Origin of the sequence: Ensifer sp. Root278 (assembly GCF_001429285.1) — a bacterium.
In the GTDB taxonomy this organism is placed as follows: domain Bacteria; phylum Pseudomonadota; class Alphaproteobacteria; order Rhizobiales; family Rhizobiaceae; genus Ensifer.
In genome coordinates, this window is sequence record NZ_LMJJ01000040.1 from 394,488 (window position 1) to 419,926 (window position 25,439).

Genomic DNA, 25,439 nt, shown 5'->3' on the forward strand with positions numbered 1-25,439 from the left:
CGGACATTCCTACGCTACATTTCGAGCCAGGCGGCAATGAGAAAGATCGTTGCCGCCAGCCCGCCGAGTGCGGTTCGCCCGGCATGGAGCCTGCCCCAGCGCTTGAGCAGGCTGCGGCTTTCTTCGCCAGTTTCCTCCGGCCGCGTTGCCTCCAGCTTGCGATTGACCGGCATGACGAAGAGCAGCGTATAGGGCCAGTTCAGGATGATGATGGCGGCACCCATGCCCCAGAGCACATGGCCAGTCCTTCCCCAGGCGGCAGCGCCGAGCAGGCCCGAGATGAGGGCGAGCGTCGCCTGCATTTCGAAAGCGCGGCGGTAGGAAGGAACCCACTGCGCCAGTGCGGCGCGATCGTCGAGATGGAGCCTTGCCGGCTGTTCGGCCAGATTGATGTAGATGGCGGCGCCGAAAAAGATCGACGCGGTGAGCAAAGCGGTGAGACCCAGCATTGCCTCTCTCCCTTCACGCCAACATGATAATCCAATGCCCGCAATTGAGTAGGTGTTTTCTGCGGCTTTTGCCCTCATACGTGGCATTGCCGAAAGGATCTTCAGTGGTTCGCCCGCCGTCAGATGACGCATCGAGATGGCGCGACGCAGCCTCTTGTGACAGTCCGGTCTCACGTCAGGCGTTTTCCTGCGCTACGTTCCCCAAGAAGTGCGCGAGCGTCTGGACAAAGTGATTCCGATTTGCACAGTAGCGCCTTGAAATGACTGCGCTTCCCGGGCATCTGCAAAGGGGATGCCGCAGATGCAAGAGGAAGGACGTTTTCCGTGGCATTGAAGGCGATCAGAGCTGGCGTGAGAAACGAGGCCGGCATCACGGCGGCGAAGGAAGAACTGGGCATCCGCTTCGGCGACCGGTTCCAGACGGGCGAGGCGATCCGCGCCCAGCACGCCCACACCACCACCTACATTCCGGCGCAGCTTCCCGATGCGGTGGTGTTTGCCGAAAGCGCCGAAGACGTTCGTGAGATCGTTCAGATCGCGGCCCGGCACAAGGTGCCGCTGATCCCCTTCGGTACCGGCTCCTCGCTCGAAGGCCATGTCAATGCGCCGCACGGGGGCATCTCGGTCGATCTTCAGCGTATGAACCGGGTGCTGGAGGTCAATGCCGAGGATCTCGACTGCCGGGTGGAGCCGGGCATTACCCGCGAAGAGCTCAACACCTATCTGCGCGACACCGGTCTCTTCTTCCCGATCGATCCCGGTGCCAATGCCTCGATCGGCGGAATGGCCTCGACGCGGGCTTCGGGCACCAATGCGGTGCGCTACGGCACGATGAAGGACAATGTGCTGGCGCTGACGGTGGTGACGGCTGAGGGGCGCGAGATCCGCACCGCGCACCGGGCCCGCAAGTCTTCGGCCGGTTACGATCTGACGCGGCTTTTCGTCGGCGCGGAAGGCACGCTCGGCATCATCACCTCGATCACGCTGAGGCTGCAGGGCATCCCGGAGGTCATTTCCGGCGGCGTCTGCCCGTTCCCGACGATCGAAGACGCCTGCAACGCGGTGATCCTCACCATCCAGTCGGGCATTCCGGTGGCGCGCATCGAGCTTCTCGATGCGCTGCAGATGAAGGCCTGCAATGGCTATTCCGGCCTTTCCTATGCCGAAACGCCGACGCTCTTCGTCGAATTTCACGGCAGCGCCGAGAGTGTCGAGCTGCAATCGCGCCAGTTTGGCGAAATCGCTTCGGAGTTCGGTTCGTCAGGCTTCCAGTGGACGACCAATCCGGAAGAGCGAGCGCGGCTCTGGAAAGCGCGGCACAATGCCTATTGGGCGCAGAAAAGCCTGATCCCGGGTGCGGCAATCCTGTCGACAGACGTCTGCGTGCCGATCTCGCGGCTGGCCGATTGCGTCGTCGCTACCCAGGAGGACAGCGCCGCCCACGGGCTGACGGCGCCGATCGTCGGGCATGCAGGTGACGGGAACTTCCATGTCGGCCTGCTGTTCGACGACAAGGACGCAGCCGACGTGGCGCGGGCCGAGGCTTTTGTAGAGCGGCTGAACGCCCGGGCGCTTGCAATGGATGGAACCTGTACCGGCGAACACGGCATCGGCCAGGGAAAGATGCCGTTTCTCGAAGCCGAGCTTGGTGACGCGCTGGACCTGATGCGGCAGGTCAAGCGTTCGCTCGATCCGGACAATATCTTCAACCCAGGCAAGATCTTCGCCTGAGGCGGAACCCCGCGCGGGGGCGTCTGGTTTGGCCCAATTTTTCGGGCAATGCGCCGGCGCCAAAGTGTGGTACTGCATAGTTCCGAAGTCGGAATCGACCTTGACCGAATTATGCGGCAAATCAGAGCGTCAGGGCGCGAGCCTCTGGCGGTCAAGTGATGCGCGGCGCGCAACGCGCCGATGAATTGAATGGGAATGTAGGCACGGTGCTTTCGCGAATTCTGCTTGCCGTCGGTGGACTTGTGGTCGTTGCGCTCTTCGCGGCGCTGATCGCTCCGTGGTTCATTGACTGGACGGATTTTCGCAAGGAGTTCGAGCGCGAGGCGAGCCGCATCATGGGCAAGCCGGTCGTCGTACATGGCAGCGTCGATGCGCGGCTGATCCCGTTCCCGACCGTGACGCTGAACGACGTGCGCGTCGGCGCCAGCGAAGACGGTGAGCCACTGATCCGGGTGGCGCAGTTTTCCATGAGCGCGGAACTGGCGCCTTTCTTAAGCGGCGAGGCGCTGATCTTCGACATGCGGCTCGACCGGCCGAAGGCCAAGGTAAGGCTGTTGCCGGATGGTACGCTCGACTGGGCGCGCGGTCGCCGCACCTCGATCCCGGCTAAGACCGTCGTGCTCGAAAACGTCGAGATCACCAATGGCCAGATCGAATTTGTCGACGAGCAGACCGGCCGAACCCGTCGCGTGAGCGGGCTTGCTGCCGATGTTTCCGCCCGCTCGCTTACCGGTCCCTGGAAAGTGGAGGGGCGTGCGGCGCTCGACGGCGAAGTGGGCAGCTTCTCCTTTACCAGCAACGAGGTGGACGCAGCGGGGGCGCTCAGCCTCAAGGCAAGGGTGACGCCCGACAAGCGCCCCTTCGGCGTCGAGACCGATGGCGCGCTGAAGATCGTCGATTTCAAGCCCGTTTACAGCGGCCGCTTCACCCTGACGGAAAACCGGCAGGGCGAGGAGAAGGATGACGCGCGGGCGCCGTTGCGCATCAACGGTGATTTCCAGCTTACCAACGAGAGCATCCGCGTTCCGGATTATCGCTTCGAGGTCGGTTCGACGGATGATCCCTATGTGGTCACCGGCGAGGCGACGCTCGATACCGGCAAGGACCAAAAGTTCCTGCTGATCGCCGACGGCCAGCAGATCGACGTCAGCCGCATCGGTCCCAGCCGCAATGCCAAGACCGGCCGCGACCCGGCGATCTCCATGCGCCAGCGACTGGAGGCGATGCTCGCTATTGCTGCCGAGATTCCCATTCCGCAGGTGCCAGGCCGGGCCAGCCTGAAGCTGCCGGCGATCGTCGTCGGCGACACGACGGTGCGCGACGTGCGCATCGACGTCCAGCCCGATGGCGCCGGCTGGGTGATCGACAATGTCGTGGCCCTCTTGCCGGGGCGCACGCAACTCGAAGCGAAGGGGCGGCTGAACCTTAAGGGACAGCGCAGCTTCCGCGGCGACCTGCTGCTCGCCTCCAACCAGCCCTCTGGTCTTGCGAACTGGCTGGCGGGCTCGGTCGACCCGGCGATCCGCAAGCTGAAGACCGCCGGCTTTTCGGCCAAGGTGAACCTGACCGATACGCTGCAGCAGTTCGAAAACCTCGAATTGGCCGCAGGTGAGGCGAGCCTGAAGGGCCGGCTCGAACGGCAGTCCTTTGCCGAGCAGCAGCCGAACCTCTCGCTGCAGCTCAAGGGCAACCGCATCGATTTCGAGGCGCTTCAGGCGCTGACTGGACTGGTGGCGGGCGATGCCTCCACGCAGACGCTGCTTCAGCATGCGATCGCCGCCGACCTCTCGGCCGACGAGTTCTCCGCCTTCGGTGAAGAAGCCAAGGACGTGCAGGCGGTGTTGACGCTGAAGAACGGCCAGCTTCAGGCCGAACGCTTGGCGATCGGCGCGCTCGCCGGCGCTCAGCTGGCTTTCTCCGGTCGGGCTAGCGGCGATCTGGACAAGCCCGTCGTCTCGGCCAAGATGAAACTTGCCGCCAAGAACCTGACGCCATTCCTGGAAATGATCGGCCGGCACGCGGTCAACCATCCGGCGCTGCGGCAGCTGATCAAGGCCGGACCCTATTATAGCGACGCGGCTTTCGACGTGACGCTGACGGCCGGCAACAAGGAAGGCAATGCGCCGGCGACCTTCGGCATCTTCGGCACGGCGAACGGCACCAAGATTGCGGCCAGCTACCAGGCGCCGGATATGGTGCAGGCGCTGACCGGCAAGGCGATGCTGCTCGAAGCGACGCTTGAAAACCCTGAAACCCGCCTGCTTCTCGGGCAGACCGGTTTTGATCCCTTGCCCTTCGATGCGGACGCCAACGGCATCCTCTCGGTCAAGCTGCAAAGCACCGAAGGGTCGAAGGCCAACGGCACGGTGACCTTCACCACCGAGAAGTCGTCGCTGGCAGCCAAGGGCAATGTCGATCTTTCCCGCGACCACTTCCTCGAAGGCCAGGCAAAAGTCACGCTCCAGACCCGGGACGTCGAGCCCTATCTGCTGCTGCAGGGGGTCGCGCTGCCGCAGATGGGGAGCGGCCTGCCACTGACGATCTCGGCCGATGTCGCCGCAAGCCCGGAGGCGATCGCGCTGACGGCGGTCGAGGGCAAGGCAGACAACAACGCCTTTACCGGCACCTTGACCGTGGACCGCAAATCGCCGGGCGCCGCCACCGGCCAGCTCACCGTCGATACGCTCGATCTTGCCTGGCTGGGCGAGGGCATCCTGGGCGCGGTCGAGGATGCGAACGGCGCGTTCTCGAAGAGCGCCCTGGCGCAGCCGGCCTGGACCGGCCTCAACGTCGCGCTCGACGTGCAGGCAGGAAAATTCTGGCCGGGCGTCTATGGCGCGATCACGAGCTTTGCCGGCAAGATGGAGTGGAAGGGCGACGAGCTTTCCCTGACCGATGCCACCGGCGACTGGCTGGGTGGCAAGCTTGCCGGGCGGGTGCAGGTCGGGAACGCCAACGGCTCCGGGTTCCTGCGCTCGCGCCTGGACGTCAAGGGCGGTGACCTGACCCAGGCGGGCTGGACCCATGCCGGCGCACCGGTGGCGACCGGGACATTCGATCTTTCCGTCGCGCTGGAAGCATCCGGCGCAACACCGGAGGCGATGGCCCATGCGGCAAGCGGTTCCGGCACCGCGACCTTCAACGGCATGACGCTGAACGGCATCAACAGTGCGGCTTTGCCGCAGTTGATTGCTGCCGCGGATGGCCAAAAGAGGCAGATTTCGGCGGACAGCATCCGCAGCGCGGCGGAAGCGGCCGTGTTCTCCGGCCAATCGGTGGTCGGCGTCGTCAAGGCTCCCTTCAGCGTCGCCGGCGGCGTGCTGAGGGTGCAGAACGTTACGGCTGGCGATGGCAGTGCCGCCTTCATGGGCGCAGCGGCGCTTGACCTTGCGGCCGGCCGGATCGATGGCGGCATCGACCTGACCTTCCGGCCCGGCGAGGAAGCGCTTGCCGGTACCGAACCACGCGTGCGGATCGGCTATGCCGGCCTGCTGGAGGCGCCGGGCGTCAGCCTCGACGTGGCCGATCTGGCCAATTTCCTGTCGCTGCGCGCCTTCGAACGCGAGCGCCGCCGGGTCGAGATCCTGCAGGCGAACGTGCTGGAGAAGCAGCGGCTGCGCCGCGAAGTGGCGCTTTACAAGGCGAAGGTGGAAGGACGCGAACTCGAACGGCGACGTGCCATTGCCGACGAGCGCCGGCGTGCTGCCGGGGCTGCGGAAGCGGCCCGCGTCAAGGCTGAAGTGGAAGCGCGCGCCGAGGCCGAGCGCAAGGCCGAAGCGGAGCGCAGGGCCGAAGCCGAACGGCAGGCCGAAGCTGTGCGCCGGGCACAACAGGGGCCATCGCGCGTGCGCGGTGCCGGCCAGGAACAGCAGCCGATCCCGCCGCAGAGCGGCTCCGACGATGTCCAGGGCGGCAGTACCGGGCGGGCACCCGGCCAGAAGCTGGACTTCGACGTGCTGCCCGACGTCACGGTGCAATAACCAGCGCTCGAATCTGAAACGATAGGCCCGCCTCCTGAGGTGGTTTTCCGTGCGTTGCGCCCGTGCAGGTCCGGCGGGCCTTGCAGGCCTATCGAGAGCCACAAGAGGCTCCAGATGAACTAAAGCGCGTCGCGATCTTTCAAATTCGCTCCTTGCGCTTTAAGTTCTTGATATTTCGCATGTCGTTATCGCAAAACCGCTCCGCACTTTTGCGCGACAGGCTTTAGACCGCGACGTCGTGTTCCTCGCGCGCAGCTTCCCAGACTTCCCGCGCGGCATCCAGGTTCATCAGTGCAATCCCCAGGCCAACGATCAAATCCGGCCAAGCTGATTGCCACAGGTAAGCTGTCGCCAGACCCGCGCCGATGATCGCGACATTGGCGAAAGCATCGTTGCGGGCAGACAGGAACGCAGCCCGTGTGAGGCTGCCGCTCGTATGACGGTAAGCGACAAGAAGGTACGCGCAGAACAGGTTGGTCAGGAGAGCGCCAAAGCCAGCCAGGGACAGGGCAAAGGGCTCAGGCGGGATTGGATCCATGAACTTCGCCCACGCCGTCCATAAAAAAGCCAGCGCAGGGACAAGCAGAATGAATGCCATTGCCATGCCGACCCGAGCGCGGCTCCGCGCCGTCCATGCCAGCGCAAAGAAAATCAGAAGGCTCACGGACGCATCTTCGAGAAAGTCAACGCTGTCGGCCAGGAGGGACACCGAGCCGATGGCCAACGCAACGACGAATTCAACCGCAAAGTAGCCCAGGTTCAACAAGGCGACGAAGAACACGACGCGACGGAGATTGTTATCCACTGAAGGGTTCCTTCGCTGACGAGATAGACCATCGGCAATTTGACACACTTGCTGGCATCAGATTGCTATCCATAGCGTTGCGTTTCGACATATCTATCGTTCATGGAAAATTCTGCACATACGTCCCCGGCTGCCCGCAATACGCCGGCTGCATTTTTTGGAGGCGCAACTATCGGCGCACTCGGTGGCTTGATCGGCCTTGGGGGCGCCGAGTTCCGATTGCCGCTGCTCATTGGGATGTTCAACTTTGCCGCTCTGGAAGCCGTCATCCTCAACAAGGCGATGAGCCTGGTCGTCGTTGCGACGGCGCTTCCGTTTCGAACGGCAACTGTCCCGTTTGGCGCGATCACGGAAAATTGGGGCATTGTGGCCAACCTGCTCGCTGGCAGCCTAATGGGCGCATGGTACGGGGCGGGATGGGCCACACGTCTCAAATCCGAAACCCTCTACAAGGTCATCGCCGCTTTGCTCGTTGCGATCGCGGTCGTTCTGGTCATGGGGCATGACGCGACGACGACGGGGCAGCCAGCCTTGGCTGGATCCGCACAGCTCATCGCAGGTGTGGTGGCCGGCTTCGCCATTGGAATTGTCGCGTCGCTCCTTGGTGTGGCGGGTGGCGAGTTGCTTATTCCTACGCTGGTGCTCCTATTTGGTGCGGACATTAAACTTGCCGGTAGTCTCTCACTCGCCGTGAGCCTGCCGACGATGCTTGTCGGGTTTACCCGCTACAGTCGCGATCAAAGCTTCGCCGTTCTTGGAAAGAACAAGCGCTTTCTGCTGGTCATGGCGTCGGGCTCAGTTCTGGGTACATTCATTGGCGGATTGCTCTTAGGCGTCGTGCCCAATGCGGTCCTGCTGCCTGTGCTCGCCGTGATTATGGTGATCTCTGCCGTGAAGGTCTGGCGACATACCTAGGCAGACTTGCCACGTTTCTGCAGATGCGCTCGTCGCCGGATAGTGGCAATGCTCCATTTTCCGCTGGGGATTACCTCCGCGCAGTACCGATTTCGACAAAGTTTAACAATTTCTGAAGTCATTTCTCCACGATTGATAACTAAATTAGCAATCTGTTTTGGAGCGCAGGGAGGGGCGCGGCCAGCTGGCCGCATCTAGCTCCAACTCATTGGAATCGATGACGCCTTTTTGCTTTGGGGCCACCTGGCTCTGAAGTCGTCGTGATCTGCCGAGGGGGCAACAAACAGATGCCAAGCGATCTGAAGAACAAGCTCGTCCGCTTCCTTAAGGACGAAAACGGCAACTTTGCCGTCATGACTGCTCTGGTGATGCTACCGTTGTTCACGGGTGCTTCCATCGCCATCAATCTCGCCCGCATCAATCTCGAATCCGCCAAGATGCAGGCCGCGCTCGATGCGGCCGCCTTTTCCGCGGTCAAGTCCTATGGCGAAGGGGAGGATGAAGCCAAAGCGAAAGATCTGGCGAACACCACCTTCTTCGCCAATTTCGGTGTGCCGGAGATCGTCGACGAAATCGGATCGGGGAGTTCGACGCCGGTGGCGACCCAGGCGATCAAGGTTGTTTTCGGCGCTCTTGGCGTCGAAAGCACGGCGACGACCACCTATGCGCTCAAATACGCTCCGCTGTTCTGGGGCCTTCAACCCTATACGATCACTCGCGAAAGTGTCGCCGCGCGCATGCCGGGTAGGGAAGCGTGCATTCTGGCACTGCACCCGACCGCATCCCGGGCGTTCGAAGTGAGCGGCAGTGCCACTGTCGATACGTCGGGCTGTACAATCACGTCGGATTCGAGCGATGCGCAGTCGATCTATCTCAGCGGTTCGGCCACGCTGAAGGCCGAATGTCTTTATGCAACGGGCAAGGTCTCGGCGACGCTTGCCCATCTCGAACTCGCCTGCGGCAAGGCAGTGGAAGATGTTCCGCCAATCCCGGACCCCTTCTGGTCCAAGAAAATGCCGACGACGGGAAGCTGGGTGAACCTATCCGGATGTGGACAGAACTTCGTGGCCGGCGGTGGCGGCAATGGCGACTGCAACGGCACGAGCAAGACGCCGAACAACGCGCCTGCCGGCTATACCGTCGAACTGAAGCCCGGCACCTATGGCGGCTTGGAGATCAAGGGCAAGGTTCTTTTGCGGCCGGGCTCCTACATCATCGATGGAGGCACCTTGAAACTCGCCAGCCAGTCGGTGCTCACGGGTGAGGGCATCACCTTCTTCCTGCTGAACGGTGCCCAACTCGATATTCACGGCGGCGCGACCTTCAACGTCACGCCATTCCTGACGGGTGACTGGGCAGGCTTCTCGATCGTTGCCGCCAGGAACAATACGGCGACGGCGACGATCAACGGCAACAGCGCCTCGTCGCTTGCGGGCATCATCTACATGCCGGCCTCGCGTGAGATCCAGTATGCTGGCAATGGCTCCACTGGCGGCGAATGCGTGCGCATCGTCGCGCAGGAGATCACCATGATCGGCAACAGCAGCTTCAAGCTGGATTGCAAGGCGGCGCTTGCGAACAACACCATCAACAATCCGGGTGCAATTCGCCTGGTCAGATAGTCTGCGTGCGACGTCTGCTACGGCGGTCGGGAGACGCGCGGACAAACGTGACGGTTGGGTCACCACCTCTTAAACCCGGTTGCATGGCAACCGGGTTCTTTCCCATGCGAATGCTCAGAAGCGTATGGAAACGCCGAGGATCGGGCCCTGCTGCACCGTATCGAAGATGAAGCCGTCGTTGTCGTAATCGACGCCGACCGCACGATAGCCGGCGACAGCCGAGATGGTGTCGCTGAAGCGGTAGCCGAGGCCGAGCCCTACATCCCAATCGATATCGGCGCCGCCAGCACCGACGATCCCCCAGCCGGTCAGGTAGATTTCCGGCGTCATGTAGTAGGCTCCCCGCAAGCCCACCATGCCGTCGACCCAGGTTTCGCCGTCTTCACGGCTGACGCCGTCGAGCGGCCCGCCCTGGAAGGAGATGGTGGTATCGACCGACCAGACCTTGGCGCCGCCGACAACGTCAAGGTGCGATTGCTGATCCTCGAACACCGTATAGCCGACGGCGAAGAGGCCGGCGAAGGTTTCGGACTTCACGTCCACCGTGTCGGTGAAGATGCCACGCGCCTTACCGTCGCCGGAAAGCTTGGAATAGATCAAGTCGGAGAAGATGCTGAAGCGGTCCTTGCGGGCTTCAATTATGCCCATGGCCGCAAAATCCAGATTGTCCCAGATGTCGCCGAAGTCAGAGTCGATATGGACGGTGGGAAGACCGAATTGCGCCGTGTCGCCGGAAATGCCTGCGATCCAGAAATAGGGGGCGACGGTAAACTGCCAGCCGCTCTCGGTTTCTTCCACCGGCGCCGTCGGCGCCATCAGCGGCGTGATATCGGCCGCATTGGCCGAAAGGCAGGACACCAAGCTCAAGCAGGCCGTAAGGCCGATACGCGTAGAGATTCTCATGATACGCCTCCCGCAGTGGTGGCGACTCAGACTTGCCACCCTCGATACGCACATCTTTATATAAGTTGCTGCGAAAACAACCGAATTCGGCGGCGAACGGGAGCGGATGCGGGCAAAACCGGTGCTGCTGTTGCAAGCGCCACACAGTGGCGAACTGCATGTCTCCTTGAATCGACCTCGATTTAAGGACAAAGACATGCAGCAAATCAAAGTGCTACAGCGCCGCGCGTCTGATAAGACGCGCGGCGCTGTAGGTGATTTCTTGTTGTTGGCGCAATGGGTTGCGCGTCAGTTCGCGTCAGGCGACGGCAGCGCAAGTTTCGATTTCAGCCATTCCAGCACGTAGACCCGTAGCGCCGAGGAAAGGTTGCTATCGGGCGTGCGCTGGTCGTCGATTTCGGCGATGAGTTGCGCGAGCGGCATCGCCCTTGTCTCGGCGATCGCCTTCAGTTCCTGCCAGAACGCGTCTTCGAGCGAGAAGCTGGTGCGGTGGCCGTGCAGGGTCGCGGAGTGCTTACGGATCATTGTCCGGTCTCTGGATCAAAATGACTTTGGGGCGGATCGCCCCGTAAACGGGATCGATTGTAATAAGTTGGAGCGTGCTGCGGCGGAAAGTTGCCGCACGCGGGCTGCGGGATCGATTCAACTGCTTGGCAATTCGATTCGAAAAGCGGTCGCAAGTCCTTGCTCCGGAAGCCTTTTCTTCGGGAAGGGCGGCTCAGTCCTTGCTGTCGCCGCCTTCGTCCTTGGCCGGCCGCTCGATGCGGCCCTGGTCAAGGCGGGTCTCCGCCTTGTCGTTCAGCGCCTTTGTCAGGGATTTTTCAGCCTTGGTGCGGCCGAAGGAGATGCGGTTCTGTTCGGCCTGTTTTTCCTTTTCCGTGCGCTGCTGGCGCTTGCGGAACTGGCGCAGATTGACGACGTCGCCGGTCATGATCCGATGCTCCTTCAGCGCTGCGCGTCCTCAACGCGCAAAGGCCGCTGTAGCACTTCGCGTGGCTGCATGATCCTGGCCGCCCAATCGGCTGCGACTGGAGGCGGCTTGCAGCCGGTGGTGATCAGTTCTTCTTGCGGAAGGAATCGAGCGAAACGACGGAGCCGCCGCCGTTCTTCGGTTCGGTAGGCTTGTCTTCCTTGGCCGTGGCTTCGCCGTTTTCTTCCGGGACCGGATAGGCGGTGATTTCGGCCGATTCCACTTCCTCTTCCTCGCCGGCGGCGACATCGAACTCCAGCTCGAAATTGACCGAGGGGTCGTAGAAGCCGCGGATGGCGTTGAACGGGATCACCAGGCGTTCCGGCGTGTCGGAGAAGGAAAGCCCGATCTCGAAGCCGACGTCAGTGACCTTCAGTTCCCAGAACTGGTGCTGGACGACGATGGTCATCTGCTCGGGATACTTCGCCTTGAGGTGCTGCGAGATGCGCACGCCCGGCGCGCCGGTCAGGAAGGTGATGAAGAAGTGGTGTTCGCCGGGCAGATGGCCTGTCGTGGCGACTTCGGTCAGGACCTTGCGGATGACGCTGCGGAGCGCGTCCTGTGCCAGAATGTCGTAGCGGATGTGGTCCTGGCCCATGAGTGTCCCGTCTTTCCTCGAACTCAATCTTACTGCTTGCTGCCGGCTAGCCGCCGTCACGCTTCATTGCCCATCCACAAGGGACGAGTCAATTATTTGAGCATCTATAGACCATTTCGAGGCGGGGGAGAAGGTGAAGGCTTCTGTTGCCAGGTGCCTTCGGACCCCGCCTTACGGTGCTACCCGGAAGGACTTGATTTGAAGTGTCGCACCGCGATTAAGCAGCGAGACGTGCTTCAGCATAGTTGTCGTTTGCAACTATAAGTTTAGCCCGATAACGGTGGTACAATGCCGAGCAAAAAGTCGATCTTTACGCCCTTGTCGATCCTATTTCGCCCCCATCAAAAGCCGATCCTCAGGAGATCGGTTTTTGGTGGAGGCGCCGGGTACCGCCCCCGGGTCCAATGGGTTTATTTCATCGCCCGTTTATTGCCATAGCCGCCCGAAGACGGCACCGTTCATATAGGTCTTTCCTGTCTCCAAGAAAAGGGGGATGTGTCGGATATATGACTTTGTCCCGGACTGTGCCGGCCCCGAACCGCCTTGACTTGACCGGCATCCATGAAAAACTCCCGCTGCTGCATGCGGCAGGCATTGTCCGGCCGCAGTTTCGAGAAACAAAGCAACCTGGAGGCCTCATGACGGACTACCTCGCAGATGTGCAGAAATACGACAGCGGCGCCGACGAGGCGATCGTGAACAAGATCGTGCGTCACCTTGGGATTGCGCTTCGCAACAAGGATTCTTCGCTCGTGTCGGCGACCGATCCGAAGGAGCTCGAGCGGGTCAAGGAGAAATGGTGCGAGAAGAAGCTCGGCATCAGCGGCGGCGATGCGGATACGGCGATCGCCGCCACGGTCAAGGAGATGTCTGCCGATCGCTCCAAGTCGCGCGTTACCTTCTATTACCTGGTGGCGAAGAACCTCGGGAAGCTGCAAGCGCTGTAGATCACGATGGTTTTGGGTCGATTGACCCAAAACCATAAACGTGATCGCATAGTTAGAGCGGGATGAGGAAAAGCGCGTGCACTTTTCCTCATCCCGCTCTAAGGCAGCCGAATTATCCGGGATAATCGCCCGGAGGTCATTGGTTCGCCGCCGGCTTCGTCCTAAATTCAGGGCAATACGAATCGGCGGCGCCAGACCATGCAGCAATATCTCGACCTTCTCGACCATGTGATGACCAACGGAACCGACCGGGGCGACCGGACGGGTACGGGCACGCGCTCGGTCTTCGGCCACCAGATGCGCTTCGACCTCGCCGAAGGTTTCCCGGTGCTGACGACAAAGAAGCTGCATCTGCGCTCGATCATCCATGAACTGCTCTGGTTCCTGAAGGGCGATACCAACGTTCGCTACCTCAAGGAAAACGGCGTCACCATCTGGGACGAATGGGCCGACGAAAACGGCGATCTCGGCCCGGTCTACGGTTATCAGTGGCGCTCCTGGCCCGCGCCGGATGGGCGTCACATCGACCAGATCGAAGGCCTCGTCGAGAGCCTCAAGACCAACCCGAACTCGCGCCGCCACATCGTTTCGGCCTGGAACCCGGCACTGGTAGACGAGATGGCGCTGCCGCCATGCCACTGCCTGTTCCAGTTCTACGTGGCGGACGGCAAGCTCTCCTGCCAGCTCTATCAGCGCTCCGCCGACATCTTCCTCGGCGTGCCGTTCAACATCGCGTCCTACGCGCTTTTGACGATGATGGTGGCGCAGGTGACCGGCCTGAAGCTCGGCGATTTCGTGCACACGCTCGGCGATGCGCATATCTACCACAACCATTTCGAACAGGCCCGGCTGCAGCTGACCCGCACGCCGAAGGCGTTGCCGCGGATGGAAATCAATCCTGACGTGAAGGACCTGTTTTCTTTCTGCTTCGAAGACTTTACGCTCGTCGGCTACGAAGCTGATTCAACGATCAAGGCGCCGATCGCGGTCTAAGGCACCTGGGCGGGGCGGACCCGCCTGCGCGCCAGCGACGACCCGGCGTGTGCGGGTGGGCCTCGCTGCCATGCATGACAATACGGGCGTGGCCATGGAGCCGATTGGCGAGGGCTGCAGCGGAGAGTGGCCGGGGAGGGCTGGCCCTCAAGGGAGGTATGATGCTCACACTGATCCATGCGCCCCTGTCGCGGTCGTCGCGCATCGTCTGGCTGCTTGAGGAACTGGGTGCCGAATACGAGATCCGCTACGTCTCGATCCGCCGCTGGGATGGCTCCGGCGCGCCGGACGATAACAATCCGCATCCGCACAAGCAGGTGCCGGCGCTCATTCACAACGGCGCAGTGATCTGGGAATCGGCGGCGGTCGTGCAATATCTGACCGACCTCCATCCCGATTGCAGCCTCGGTCGGCCGCCCGGTCACAAGGAGCGCGGCGCCTATCTCTCCTGGCTCGCCTATTATGCCGGGGTGATCGAGCCGACGGCGCTCGCCCATATCTCCGGTGCGACCATCAACAATCCGGCGCAGGCGCGGCTCTACAACGAAATGTGCGCTCATGTGATCGACGTGCTCACCCGCCGGACCTATCTGCTCGGCGAAACGATGAGTGCGGCCGACCTGCTGCTCGCAAGCGCGCTGCAATGGATGCGCAAGATCCTGCCGGAAAGCACGGTGGTCGACCGCTACATCCGCGTGGTGACGGACCGGGCGGCCTACGACCGGGCAAGGGAAATCGACAGCAAACCGAACGGGTTCCATGACTGAAACGAAGAGCATCCATCCGAAGATATCGATCGTCGTCGCCGTTGCCGCCAACGGCGTCATCGGGCGAGACGGCGATCTGCCCTGGCGGCTTTCGACTGACCTCAAGCGCTTCAAGGCGCTGACGATCGGCAAGCCGGTGATCATGGGGCGCAAGACCTGGGCTTCGCTGAACCGTCCGCTACCTGGCCGAGCCAATATCGTCATCACCCGCAACACGGATTTTGTCGCCGAAGGCGCTGATGTCGTGCCATCGCTCGATGCCGCGATCGCGGTCGCGAACCGCGAGGCTCAGGCGGCGGGCGTCGATGAGATCTGCGTTATCGGCGGCGGCGAGATCTATCGCCAGTCGATCGGCATGGCGGATATCCTGCACGTGACCGAGGTCCAGGCCGAGGTCGATGGTGACACGCGCTTTCCTGATATCGACGCGCAAGTGTTCGAGAAGGTGTTCGAAGAAGACCTGCCGCAGGGCGAAAAGGACAGTCACGCCATGCATTTCGTTACCTGGAAGCGGCGTGCGACAGCCTGACGCGCCGGATCGTCAACTATTTTGAACCATTTACGGTGAACTCGGGCCTATCGCGTTGAAAGCGGTGCGGGTGATACCTATAACGGTTTCACATCGTAAACGACCGCGCGGTGGCGCGGCCGTTTGGCGTGGGAAGTGTCAATAGAGAGGTTTTGATGCCCTGGAGCAATCAGAATGGCGGCGGCGGCCCATGGGGCGGCGGCGGCGGCGGCAATCAGGGCCCATGGGGCCAGGGGCCCAATCGGCCGCGTGGCGGCAAGGGTGGCCCGCCGGATCTGGAAGAGATCATTCGCCGTGGTCAGGACCAGCTTAAGAATGTCGTTCCCGGCGGTTTCAACGGCGGTGTCTTCGCCATCGTCGGCCTGCTGATCGTCGGCTTCATCCTGATCAATTCGATCTACACGGTGCAGCCAGACGAGCGCGGCGTCGAAATGCGCTTCGGCAAGCCGAAGGAAGAAATTTCGATGCCGGGCCTGCACTATCACTTCTGGCCGCTCGAAACGGTCGAGATCGTCAAGGTGACGGAGCAGCAGCAAAACATTGGCGGGCGCACTGGTGGTCAGTCCAATTCGGGTCTGATGCTCTCCGGCGACCAGAACATCGTCAACGTGCAGTTCTCGGTGCTCTACTCGGTCACCGACCCGAAGGCCTATCTGTTCAACGTCGAGAACCCGTCCGACACGCTGCAGCGGGTCGCAGAAAGCGCCATGCGCGAAGTCGTCGGCCGCCGTCCGGCCCAGGACATCTTCCGCGACAACCGTCAGGCAATCGCCGCCGACGTGAAGAGCACGATCCAGGCGACGATGGACACCTATGGTGCCGGCGTCTCCGTCAACACCGTCGCGATCGAGGATGCGGCGCCGCCGCGCGAAGTGGCCGACGCCTTCGACGAAGTGCAGCGTGCCGAACAGGACGAAGACCGCTTCGTCGAAGAAGCCAACCAGTACGCCAACCAGGTGCTCGGCAAGGCCCGCGGTCAGGGCGCGCAGATCCGTGAAGAGGCGGCCGCCTACAAGGACCGCGTCGTCAAGGAATCACAGGGTGAGGCGCAACGCTTTATCTCGGTCTATGACGAATATTCCAAGGCGCCCGAAGTCACCCGCAAACGTCTCTATCTCGAAACGATGCAGGGCGTTCTCGGCAAGTCGAAGAAGGTCATCATCGACGAGAAGAACGGGCAGGGCGTTCTGCCCTATCTGCCGCTGAATGAAATTGGCCGGCCTGCCCAGTCGGGTGCAGCAGCAGCAGCAGCGGGAGCAGCACAGTGATCAACAATCGTACCTCAGTCATCCTGATCCTGCTCGCCGTCGTCTTCGTCGGTCTCTATTCGTCGATCTTCGTGGTCAACGAACGCCAGCAGGCGATCGTCGTGCGCTTCGGTCAGATCCAGGACGTCAAGGCCGAGCCGGGCCTCTACTTCAAGCTGCCCTTCGCCTTCATGGATGCCGACCGCGTGCAATATGTCGAAGACCAGGCGCTGCGCTTCGACCTCGACAACATCCGCGTCCAGGTCTCGGGCGGCAAGTTCTATGAAGTCGATGCCTTCGTCGTCTACAAGATCGCCGATCCCCGCCGCTTCCGCGAAACCGTTTCGGGCGACCGCGATTCGGCCGAGGCACGCCTGCGCACCCGTCTCGACGCATCGCTGCGCCGCGTCTACGGTCTGCGTGGCTTCGAAGCGGCACTGTCGGACGAGCGTGCATCGATGATGCGCGAAGTTCGCGCCGACCTCAAAACCGATGCCGAATCGCTCGGCCTCAACATCGAGGACGTTCGCATCCGTCGCACCGACCTGACGCAGGAAGTCTCGCAGCAGACCTTCGACCGCATGAAGGCCGAGCGCCTGGCCGAAGCCGAACTGATCCGCGCCCGCGGTAACGAAGCCGGCCAGCGTCGTCGCGCCATCGCCGACCGTCAGGTCGTCGAGATCGTCGCCGAGGCGCAGCGCGATTCGGAAATTCTGCGCGGTGAGGGCGAAGCCGAACGGACGAGGACCTTTGCCGACGCCTTTGCGCGCGATCCGAAGTTCTTCGAATTCTACCGCTCGATGGCGGCCTATACCCAGTCGATCGGTAGCCCGGACACGACGCTTGTGCTTTCGCCGCATTCGGAATTCTTCCGTTACTTCAACGACTCCGAAGGCACTGCACCGGCTGCCGCGGCGCCGCCAGCAACCACCGGGAACTAAGCGGACGATGTCAGATTTCCTGACGGGAATCGCTTTCTTCCTGATCATCGAGGGGCTGGTGTACGCACTGGCCCCTTTGGTTTTGGTGGAAATGGCGAAGCGTTTGCCGTATGTCCCCGAACATCAGCTTCGACTGGCGGGGCTCTTTTCCGTGGCTGCCGGGGTCGGACTTGTATGGTTGCTTCGAGGATAATGCGAAATGCCACATAAACTGCTGATCCGGCTGGTCGATGCCGAATACGCGATCACCCGCCTCACTATCGGCTCCAGCATACCGGAATGGTTGCCGGGGCCGGGCTTCTGGACGGTGTCGAGCTCCCGCGAGGAGATGACGCTGGTCTGCCGAGCCGCCCGCGTGCCTTCCAGCGTCCAGAGCTCGCTCGGCTGGCGCTGCTTCCGCGTCGAACAGCACTTTGCCTTTGACGTTCCCGGCGTGCTCTCGTCCGTGCTCAGGCCGCTTTCGGCCGCCGGCGTCGGCGTCTTCGCCAATTCGACCTTCAGCACCGACTATGTCTTCGTCGCCGGTTCCGATCTCGACAAGGCCGTGCAGGCCCTGAAAGACCACGGGCACGACCTGACGACCTGACACGTCGCGCCTCCTTCCAAGAAGACGCAGCCGGTACCCTCCAGCCTTTCGCAGTCCTCTGCGCGGGGATCAGGAAATCGTGTGTGGACGCTTCCGAATTCCGCCTTATCTTCAGGTGAAAATCGAAAGTCGCGCGGTTTGCGGATTGCGTCGACGGTTCCTACCGCATAGGCGCTCTTGCCGGTTCCGGTCGACGCAAAATTGTGCGAAGAATCAAAGTGCTATGGCGCTCGGCGCCGTAGGCAGGAGAGGTGGCGGCCAAGAGAAGCGGTCGACCATCGAACAGCCAGAGGAGCTTAAGCGACTTGTCCACGCGAACGAAATTCCGAGCTCACTCGCTTGGCGCCACCTTGGGCGTTCTGGCGCTGACAAGCGCGCTTGCCTTCAGCAGCACGGCGCTCGCCCAGAACACGGCCATTCGCCCGCCGACCAACGGTCCCGCTTCCGTTGCCGATCTCGCCGCCGGGCTGCTGGACGCGGTCGTCAACATCGCGACCTCGCAAAAGGTCAAGAACGATGACGATGCGCCGGCACCGCAGGTGCCGGAGGGCTCGCCCTACCAGCCCTATTTCGACGAGTTCTTCAAAGGGCAGGGTGGCCAGGGCGGCAACCGTCAGCGCACCGTTGATTCGCTCGGCTCCGGCTTCGTCATCGACCCCACCGGCTTCATCGTTACCAACAACCACGTGATCGAAGGCGCCGACGATATCGAGATCAACTTTGCCAATGGCAGCAAGCTCAAGGCCAAGCTCGTCGGCAAGGACACCAAGACCGATCTCGCGGTCTTGAAGGTGGAGCCGAAGACGCCGCTGAAGGCGGTGCCTTTCGGCGATTCCCGCAAGATGCGCATCGGTGACTGGGTGATGGCGATCGGCAATCCGTTCGGCCTCGGCGGCTCGGTTTCCGTCGGCATCATCTCGGCGCGCGGCCGCAACATCAATGCCGGTCCCTACGACAACTTCATCCAGACGGACGCGGCGATCAACCGCGGCAACTCCGGCGGGCCGCTCTTCAACATGGCCGGCGAAGTGATCGGCATCAACACCGCGATCATCTCGCCGTCGGGTGGCTCGATCGGCATCGGCTTCTCGGTACCGACGGAGCTTGCCGCCAACGTCGTGCTGCAGCTCAAGGATTTCGGTGAGACCCGGCGCGGCTGGCTCGGCGTCCGTATCCAGCCGGTGACCGACGATATCGCCGAGAGCCTGAAGATGGCGACGCCGCATGGCGCGCTCGTCTCCGGCATCATCGAGGGCGGGCCGATTGCCCATGGCGAGATCAAGGCCGGCGACGTCATCGTCAAGTTCGACGGCCGTGACGTCACGGAGATGCGCGATCTGCCGCGTGCCGTTGCCGAAAGCCCTGTCGGCAAGGCGGTCGACGTGGTGGTCGTCCGTGACGGCAAGGAGCAGACGGTCAAGGTGACGCTCGGTCGCCTCGAAGATGGCGATGAGGTCGCTGCCGCGCCGGCGGCGACAACCAACGACGAGACGCAAAAGCCGGACAAGCCCGAAGCAGCCCCGCTGCCCGCGACCGATGTCGTGCTCGGCATGAAGCTTGCGACGCTGAACGAGGAGACGCGGAAGAAATACGGCATTGCCGAAGACGTGGACGGCGTTGTCATCACCGAGGTCTCGCCGAATTCGGCGGCGGCGGAACGCCGTGTCGAGCCAGGCGACGTGATCGTCGAGGTCGGCCAGGAGGCGATGGATACGCCCGGCGACGTTGCCGATCGCGTCGAGGAGTTGAAGTCGAACGGCCGCCGCAACGCGCTCCTGATGCTCTCCAGCAAGACCGGCGAACTGCGCTTCGTCACGGTGCGGGTGGAGTAGGCGAGCCCGCCACGATGGCCAGCCGCCGCCGCGTGTTTTGCTGCGGTCATGCCGCCGATTGTCGAGTCTTTTCAGTGCGATCGGCGGACAGGCTTGAAGATAGAATCCACCTGTTCAGTTTTTGATTCAGATCTCTTCAGTGGTTTGCTGCCGCCCCTCATCCTGCGTCCGCGACCAGAAAAGGGCGTGCGGTTGTCCGCGTTTCTTTCGGAGTTGGATGCGATTGTGGCGACGAGCGGCTGGCGCGGGTAGGGCAGGTATTGATTTCCCCGCAAGGTTGTCTTTACACCTAGCGAACTGGGGTCGAACAGATCCCATTTCGCCGGGGGAATCTGATGACGTACAGCGTTGAGAATGTCGTATCGCGCGCAGGCTTCTGGCGACGAGCCATAGCATTCCTCATAGACTTTATGCTTGTCGCCCTGCCGATGCAGGCTGTGGTCGTCGTTCTGTTCATGCTAACCGGCGGAGCCGTGCAGGCCAGTTTTGGTTTCCATAGTACGGTTTGCGAAGATATCGGTGATCTTCCGATAGCGCCTACGCCACCGCCACCAGCCGATTACAATAGCGTCGTTGAATGCCGGGTTACGTTGGCTGGGTTCGACCTGAAAAGAACTTTGACGGTCAGCAAGATTACCGTTGAAGCTGGGACCACGACCCGGATTTCGCAAACCTATTATCTGGGAGCAGACGGGAAACAACGCGACGTCTGGCCCGTCGATTTCTTCGGCATTATCGTATTCCTGGCGTATCTCGTGGTGCTGGAAAGCCGCCGCGGCGCGACCCTCGGTAAGCAGTTGCTTTCTATCAGAACGGCGAGCCATCGGGATGCCTTCGCCGTTGGCGTACCTGTCCGTTCGGCTTTGCTGCGTTACGCCGTGATGTTTGCTGCGGTCGTTCCCGGCATGCTGGTGACGTTGGGATTTGAACTCGCTGTGGCACGTGGGGCCTGGGACCCGTTTGTTCTGCTCACCCACCCTTTCTTCGTCGGCGCCAACATTCTCGCAGGGCTCATATTCGTCGGATGGTTTGCTTGGATTACCGTGAGTGTCATCCGAAAGCGGGACCCCGTTTACGATCGTGCTGCCGGAACCTCGGTCTGGGTGCGGAGTTGAAGCGCCGCAGACTAACAGTCGCCACGCTCTGCCGCTCGAGGGTGCATGCAGGACTTCCTGCGGGCCGGCTGGAAGGTCATCCGCCGCAGGGCTTCGAACAGGATGTCGATGATCGCGAGCATGGCCGCACCTCCTTTCTGACCTTTATTTCACCGCACTTGCCCCTGTCCCTCAAACGAGTTTACTGTCGGCTTAGGATAACTTGAGGTTATGCATGAAGCGCGGACGATTGCCCCTGACGGCGCTGCGGAGTTTCGAGGCGGCGGGACGGCTGGAGAGCTTCACGCTGGCCGCCGCCGAGCTTTTCGTTTCGCAGGCGGCGATCAGCCGTCAGGTGCGCGAGCTCGAGGATCTGATCGGCCGACCGCTGTTTGAGCGTCATCATCGCAGCGTCCGGCTGACGGCCGATGGCCGCGTGCTGCTTGGCGTGCTGACGTCGGCATTCGACATGGTCGGAGAGAGCCTCGATATGCTTTCGGGGCGGCGGCTCTCGCACACGCTGAAGGTCAGCGCCGAGCCTTCCTTTGCCGGGTGCTGGCTGGTGCCGCATCTGCAGGAGTTTCAGGAGGCGCACCCGGAGATCGACCTGGTGATCGATGCGGAATCCCGGCTCGCCGAGTTTCGCAGTGGCGACGCCGACATCGCCATCCGCCACAGCTTGACCGCCGTTTCATGGCCGCGGGTGGAGGCGCGACCGCTCGCGAAAGTCGAGATGATCCCGGTGATCGCGCCGGCGCTCGCCGGCGCCGGGCAGCCGCTCGATCGCCCCGACGACCTGCTGCAGCACGCGCTTCTGCATGAGGACAACCGGCTTCTCTGGGAACAATGGTTCACGACCGCCGGTGCCGCGCCGGTGAAGCTCGAGCGCGGCGCCATCTTTGCCGATGGTTCGATGGTGCTGCAGGCGACGCTCCGTGGCAGCGGCGCAGGGCTGATCGACCGCGACCATGCGCGCGATGATGTGATCGCCGGGCGGTTGATCCAGCCTTTCGAGGTATCTGTGCCCTATGGCGCGTTCTTTCTCGTGGCGCGGCGCTTCGATGCACTGTCGGATGCGGCGAAGGCGTTTGTTGAATGGATCGAGCGGAGCTACCCGGGCGCCGGGCGGGAGAGGTGAGGCGCGCCAAGAGTCAAGAGTGTTGTGATCGGCCCCTCTCTGTCCGGCAGGATAGTGAGGGGCAATCCTGTCGAAAGAAGGCCTGGCTACTTCGCGTTCCGCTTCCGCCACTCGGCGGCGCTGATGGCGTAGAGCACGTGGCGCACGAGTGCCGGCTGGTCGGCGGGGACGCGGGGGTGGTCGAAGTCGCGGGAGGCGTCGCGGTGCATGCCGAGCCGTTGCATAACCGCCGTCGAGCGGCTGTTGGCGGCGATCGCGAAGGAGACGACCTCGTCGAGCCCCTTTTCCTCGAAGGCGTAGCGCAGGAGCTCGCAGGCGGCTTCCGTGACAAAGCCCTTGCCCCAATAGGACGGCGCCAGTCGCCAGCCGATCTCGACCGTTCCCTTGGGCAGGTGCGGCTCCAGGTCGGTCAAGGCGAGGCCGCAGAAGCCGAGCGGCCGGTCGTCGGCCTTCAGCGCTATCGCGAAGAAGCCCAGACCGGTCTCGGCGATGCCGCGACCGACACGATCGAAGAGCGCGTCGGCTTCCGCTCGGTTGCGGCGGAAGGGGAAGAATTCCATGACCTTGGGGTCGCTGTTGATGGCGAAGAAGAGATCGCGGTCGCTTTCCTTCCAGGCCCGAATGCGCAGCCGCTCGGTCTCGGTGATGATCATCCGACGAAATCCGTCTTGCGATAGCCCTGGAGATAGAGAAGGGCGGTCAGGTCGCCGTGGTCGATGCGCACCTTGGCCTGTTCGGCGACCACGGGCTTGGCATGCAGCGCCACGCCGGTGCCGGCAAGCTGGATCATGCCGAGATCGTTGGCACCATCGCCGACGGCAAGCGCTTCGTCCGTCGAGATGCCGAGGCGGCCGGCGATGTCGATGAGGGCATCGACCTTGGCCTGCTTGCCGAGGATGGGGGAGGCGACCTCGCCGGTCAGCACGCCATCTTCGGCGATCAGCGTGTTGGCGCGGTTCTCGTCGAAGCCGAGCATCTCGGCGATCGGTCCGGTGAAGACGGTGAAGCCGCCGGAGACGAGCGCGGTGTAATGCCCCTTGCTCTTCATCGTCGCGATCAGGGTGCGTCCACCCGGCGTCAGAGTGATGCGTTTGGCGATCACCTCGTCGACGACGCTGAGTGGCAGGCCCTTCAAAAGCGCGACGCGCTCGATCAGCGCCGGCTCGAAGGCGATCTCGCCGTTCATGGCGCGGGCGGTGATGGCCGCCACCTTGTCCTTGAGGCCGACTTCGGCGGCCAGTTCGTCGATACATTCCTGGCCGATCATTGTCGAATCCATGTCGGCGATCAAAAGCCGCTTGCGGCGGCTCTCGGCGTCCTGCACGGCGACATCGATCGGCGCGCCGCCGATTGCATCGCGCAGCAGGGTTTCGGCCGCATCCGGGTCGGTGCCGTCGGCGAGCGCGATATCGCAGGCGACGCCATCGGCCAGCCAATAGAGGCCGGACGCCTTGACGGCATCGGCGGCGGTTTCCGCGAGTGCTGGCGTCAGAACAGGATTTGACGGATTGGCGATAAGCGTGGCAACGAGAGCCATGGACAATAACCTTGAAACCGAGAGCGACGCGATCCTGATAACCGGGCCGACCGCCAGCGGCAAGTCTGCGCTTGCGGTCGAACTGGCGCGCCGGCACGGCGGCGTGGTCGTCAATGCCGACAGCATGCAGGTCTATGACACGCTGCGATTGCTGACGGCGCGGCCCGACGAAGCGGATATGGGCGGCGTGGAGCACTGTCTCTATGGCCATGTGCCGGCCGCCGCAGCCTATTCCACCGGCGCCTGGGTGCGTGAGGCGCAGGCGCTGGTCGCGCGGCTCAAGCAGGAGGTGCGGATGCCGGTCTTCGTCGGCGGCACCGGGCTCTATTTCAAGGCGCTGACCGGCGGTCTCTCAGACATGCCCGAAATCCCGGCCGCGATCCGCGAGCGGCTGCGCGAACGGCTGAAGGCGGAAGGGCCCGAAGCCCTGCATCGCGTGCTCGAGGCCAAGGACCCGGAGACGGCGGCGACCTTGAACGTCGGCGACGGCCAGCGGATCGTCCGGGCGCTCGAAGTGGTGGAGGCGACCGGCAAGCCGATCCGCTTCTTCCAAAAGCAGAACGGCCCCATGATCGTCGATCCGGACCGGGCGGAGAAATACGTGGTGCTGCCGGAGCGAAAGCTCCTGCACGACCGCATCAATCGCCGTTTCGAGTTGATGCTTTCGGGCGGCGCGATCGACGAAGTGCGGACGCTGCTTTCGCTCGACCTGCCGCCGGAAATGCCCCTCATGAAGGCGATCGGCGTCAGCCAGATTGCGGCACTCTTGAGGGGCGAACTCGACGAGGCCGAGGTGATCGAGATGGGTGCTGCGGCAACGCGGCAATATGCCAAGCGCCAGATGACCTGGTTCCGCAATCAGCTCGACGAGAGCTGGCGGCGGATCGAGCGCGCCGAGGCCGTGTTGTCGAGCGGAGGGGCCAACTCCCGACCATGAAAAACGAGCAGAAATCACTTCCCGACAGCGCGGAAATCCGCCTTTCTCCCGATGAAGCCCTCGTATTTTTCGACCTTCTTTCCCGTTGGTGCGAGGAGAATGATGCTCCCACGCCGGCCGCGGAGTGCTTCGAAAGCACCGCTGAATGCGCTGTGCTGCACGGGTTGCTTGCGGATCTGGAAAAGCAACTGGTCGCACCTTTTCGGGCAGACTACGCCGACGTCGTCAAAGAGGCCCGTCTCCGGCTTGAGGCATCGTGGGACTATGCCGATTTGAGGGGCTGACACGTCAGTCTCGCTCGGCAGAGTTGCGCTCAGGCCGCCAAATTCAGCTGCCAGGAAACGCCGAAGCGGTCGTTGACCCAACTGAAGCGCTGGCTGAAACCGTAGTTGTCGAGTGGCATCAGCACGGCACCGTCCTCGGCCAGCATGGTCGCGAGCGTGATGATCTCGTCCTCGCTCTGGCATTCGACGAAGAAGGAGAAGGAGGGGGTAAAATCGAAGGCGTGTTTGACCGGGCTGTCGATGCACTTGACCCTCTGTGCGCCGAGCCGGAACAGCGCGACCTTGATGCTGCCTTCAGGACCCTGCTCGCCCGGGCCATAGTGCTCGATCTCCAGCACCTCGGCATTCGGGAACAGCGAGATGTAGAAGGCCATGGCTGCCTCCGCGACGCCATCCTGGAACATCAAGAAAGGGGTTACGCTTGCGACCATGGCGGCCTCCTGACTTCGTTTTCGTTGAGTGCTTGAAGATCCGCTGTCTGTTCGCGCTACAGGATTGCGCAGACCAACGACGGGGCGCTGCAAAGGTTCCTTGGCATTCCAGAAGCCTTGCGACCGCACCTTTGGATGAGCGCCCGGATCACGAGACAATCATGATCCGTATTCTATCGGAGGCCCAATTTCCCTGGCAAGGC

General features: G+C 62.4%; 26 protein-coding genes and 1 other RNA gene. 17 read left to right on the forward strand and 10 right to left on the reverse strand.

The features are described from left to right. Positions 1–14: 14 nt before the first annotated feature. The gene (locus tag ASE60_RS23660) at positions 15–449 is read right to left on the reverse strand and encodes a DUF1772 domain-containing protein (protein ID WP_057253547.1); all 435 of its coding nucleotides are present in this window, start codon (positions 447–449) and stop codon (positions 15–17) included. 324 nt (positions 450–773) lie between these two features. Here ASE60_RS23660 and ASE60_RS23665 point away from each other — a divergent pair, with 324 nt between their 5' ends. Both ASE60_RS23665 and ASE60_RS23670 read left to right on the forward strand, forming a co-directional pair. Then, positions 774–2,180: an FAD-linked oxidase C-terminal domain-containing protein gene (locus tag ASE60_RS23665; protein WP_057253550.1), complete on the forward strand. Its 1,407-nt coding sequence runs from the start codon at positions 774–776 to the stop codon at positions 2,178–2,180. A 206-nt stretch (positions 2,181–2,386) separates the two neighbouring features. After that, positions 2,387–6,160, forward strand: coding sequence for an AsmA-like C-terminal region-containing protein (locus tag ASE60_RS23670; protein ID WP_057254384.1), 3,774 nt, complete (start codon positions 2,387–2,389; stop codon positions 6,158–6,160). A 223-nt stretch (positions 6,161–6,383) separates the two neighbouring features. Here the strand turns inward: ASE60_RS23670 and ASE60_RS23675 are convergent, their stop codons facing one another. Next, entirely contained in the window at positions 6,384–6,965 is a 582-nt protein-coding gene (locus ASE60_RS23675) for a cation diffusion facilitator family transporter (protein WP_057253552.1), read from the reverse strand. Positions 6,966–7,067: 102 nt separating this feature from the next. On the opposite strand from ASE60_RS23675, the gene ASE60_RS23680 reads away from it, so the two are divergent. Together ASE60_RS23680 and ASE60_RS23685 are read left to right on the forward strand one after the other, a co-directional pair. Then, a complete protein-coding gene (locus ASE60_RS23680; protein WP_082616029.1) occupies positions 7,068–7,880 on the forward strand; it encodes a sulfite exporter TauE/SafE family protein in 813 nt (270 codons plus the stop codon). A 287-nt stretch (positions 7,881–8,167) separates the two neighbouring features. Next, positions 8,168–9,502: a pilus assembly protein TadG-related protein gene (locus tag ASE60_RS23685; protein WP_057253554.1), complete on the forward strand. Its 1,335-nt coding sequence runs from the start codon at positions 8,168–8,170 to the stop codon at positions 9,500–9,502. A 114-nt stretch (positions 9,503–9,616) separates the two neighbouring features. Here the strand turns inward: ASE60_RS23685 and ASE60_RS23690 are convergent, their stop codons facing one another. From ASE60_RS23690 to ssrA, 5 genes are all read right to left on the reverse strand, one after another. After that, complete coding sequence (locus ASE60_RS23690; RefSeq protein ID WP_244495710.1) at positions 9,617–10,318, reverse strand: hypothetical protein; 702 nt, start codon at positions 10,316–10,318, stop codon at positions 9,617–9,619. A gap of 375 nt (positions 10,319–10,693) precedes the next feature. Next, a complete protein-coding gene (locus ASE60_RS23695) occupies positions 10,694–10,930 on the reverse strand; it encodes a ribbon-helix-helix domain-containing protein (RefSeq protein WP_057253558.1) in 237 nt (78 codons plus the stop codon). A gap of 193 nt (positions 10,931–11,123) precedes the next feature. Then, positions 11,124–11,336, reverse strand: a complete 213-nt coding sequence (locus tag ASE60_RS23700) for a DUF4169 family protein (protein WP_057253560.1) — start codon at positions 11,334–11,336, stop codon at positions 11,124–11,126. Positions 11,337–11,460: 124 nt separating this feature from the next. Next, positions 11,461–11,973: an SspB family protein gene (locus tag ASE60_RS23705; protein WP_057253562.1), complete on the reverse strand. Its 513-nt coding sequence runs from the start codon at positions 11,971–11,973 to the stop codon at positions 11,461–11,463. Positions 11,974–12,105: 132 nt separating this feature from the next. Beyond that, positions 12,106–12,465, reverse strand: a transfer-messenger RNA (tmRNA) gene (ssrA, locus tag ASE60_RS34080). 146 nt (positions 12,466–12,611) lie between these two features. On the opposite strand from ssrA, the gene ASE60_RS23710 reads away from it, so the two are divergent. The 11 genes from ASE60_RS23710 (at position 12,612) to ASE60_RS23760 (ending at position 22,047) form a co-directional block, all read left to right on the forward strand. Next, on the forward strand, positions 12,612–12,920 hold the full coding sequence (locus tag ASE60_RS23710) for a DUF2853 family protein (protein WP_057253564.1): 309 nt from the start codon (positions 12,612–12,614) through the stop codon (positions 12,918–12,920). 198 nt (positions 12,921–13,118) lie between these two features. Beyond that, the gene (locus tag ASE60_RS23715; RefSeq protein ID WP_057253566.1) at positions 13,119–13,913 is read left to right on the forward strand and encodes a thymidylate synthase; all 795 of its coding nucleotides are present in this window, start codon (positions 13,119–13,121) and stop codon (positions 13,911–13,913) included. A gap of 161 nt (positions 13,914–14,074) precedes the next feature. After that, on the forward strand, positions 14,075–14,680 hold the full coding sequence (locus ASE60_RS23720) for a glutathione S-transferase (protein WP_057254388.1): 606 nt from the start codon (positions 14,075–14,077) through the stop codon (positions 14,678–14,680). After that, entirely contained in the window at positions 14,673–15,209 is a 537-nt protein-coding gene (locus tag ASE60_RS23725; RefSeq protein WP_057253568.1) for a dihydrofolate reductase, read from the forward strand. Before ASE60_RS23720 ends, ASE60_RS23725 begins: the two co-directional genes overlap by 8 nt. A gap of 155 nt (positions 15,210–15,364) precedes the next feature. After that, the gene (hflK, locus tag ASE60_RS23730) at positions 15,365–16,477 is read left to right on the forward strand and encodes an FtsH protease activity modulator HflK (RefSeq protein WP_057253570.1); all 1,113 of its coding nucleotides are present in this window, start codon (positions 15,365–15,367) and stop codon (positions 16,475–16,477) included. After that, positions 16,474–17,397 carry a protease modulator HflC gene (locus ASE60_RS23735; protein ID WP_057253572.1) on the forward strand — a complete coding sequence of 308 codons (924 nt, stop codon included), beginning with the start codon at positions 16,474–16,476 and terminating at the stop codon, positions 17,395–17,397. The genes hflK and ASE60_RS23735 overlap by 4 nt, the downstream gene beginning before the upstream one ends. A 7-nt stretch (positions 17,398–17,404) precedes the next feature. Continuing rightward, complete coding sequence (locus ASE60_RS23740) at positions 17,405–17,590, forward strand: DUF2065 domain-containing protein (protein ID WP_057253574.1); 186 nt, start codon at positions 17,405–17,407, stop codon at positions 17,588–17,590. A gap of 6 nt (positions 17,591–17,596) precedes the next feature. Further along, positions 17,597–17,983, forward strand: a complete 387-nt coding sequence (locus tag ASE60_RS23745; RefSeq protein ID WP_057253576.1) for an ACT domain-containing protein — start codon at positions 17,597–17,599, stop codon at positions 17,981–17,983. Positions 17,984–18,333: 350 nt separating this feature from the next. Beyond that, entirely contained in the window at positions 18,334–19,815 is a 1,482-nt protein-coding gene (locus ASE60_RS23750) for a DegQ family serine endoprotease (RefSeq protein WP_057253578.1), read from the forward strand. A 335-nt stretch (positions 19,816–20,150) separates the two neighbouring features. Further along, positions 20,151–20,930: an RDD family protein gene (locus tag ASE60_RS23755; protein ID WP_057253580.1), complete on the forward strand. Its 780-nt coding sequence runs from the start codon at positions 20,151–20,153 to the stop codon at positions 20,928–20,930. Positions 20,931–21,144: 214 nt separating this feature from the next. After that, entirely contained in the window at positions 21,145–22,047 is a 903-nt protein-coding gene (locus ASE60_RS23760; RefSeq protein ID WP_057253582.1) for a LysR substrate-binding domain-containing protein, read from the forward strand. An 86-nt stretch (positions 22,048–22,133) separates the two neighbouring features. Here the strand turns inward: ASE60_RS23760 and ASE60_RS23765 are convergent, their stop codons facing one another. Both ASE60_RS23765 and serB read right to left on the reverse strand, forming a co-directional pair. Then, the gene (locus ASE60_RS23765; protein WP_057253584.1) at positions 22,134–22,700 is read right to left on the reverse strand and encodes a GNAT family N-acetyltransferase; all 567 of its coding nucleotides are present in this window, start codon (positions 22,698–22,700) and stop codon (positions 22,134–22,136) included. Next, complete coding sequence (gene serB, locus ASE60_RS23770; RefSeq protein WP_057253586.1) at positions 22,697–23,584, reverse strand: phosphoserine phosphatase SerB; 888 nt, start codon at positions 23,582–23,584, stop codon at positions 22,697–22,699. Before serB ends, ASE60_RS23765 begins: the two co-directional genes overlap by 4 nt. Between serB and miaA the strand changes: the two genes are divergently transcribed. Then, positions 23,583–24,521 carry a tRNA (adenosine(37)-N6)-dimethylallyltransferase MiaA gene (miaA, locus tag ASE60_RS23775; protein WP_057253588.1) on the forward strand — a complete coding sequence of 313 codons (939 nt, stop codon included), beginning with the start codon at positions 23,583–23,585 and terminating at the stop codon, positions 24,519–24,521. The genes serB and miaA overlap by 2 nt on opposite strands. Continuing rightward, the gene (locus tag ASE60_RS23780) at positions 24,518–24,805 is read left to right on the forward strand and encodes a hypothetical protein (RefSeq protein ID WP_057253590.1); all 288 of its coding nucleotides are present in this window, start codon (positions 24,518–24,520) and stop codon (positions 24,803–24,805) included. The genes miaA and ASE60_RS23780 overlap by 4 nt, the downstream gene beginning before the upstream one ends. 29 nt (positions 24,806–24,834) lie before the next feature. Here the strand turns inward: ASE60_RS23780 and ASE60_RS23785 are convergent, their stop codons facing one another. Then, positions 24,835–25,236 carry a VOC family protein gene (locus ASE60_RS23785; RefSeq protein WP_057253593.1) on the reverse strand — a complete coding sequence of 134 codons (402 nt, stop codon included), beginning with the start codon at positions 25,234–25,236 and terminating at the stop codon, positions 24,835–24,837. Positions 25,237–25,439: the final 203 nt, after the last annotated feature.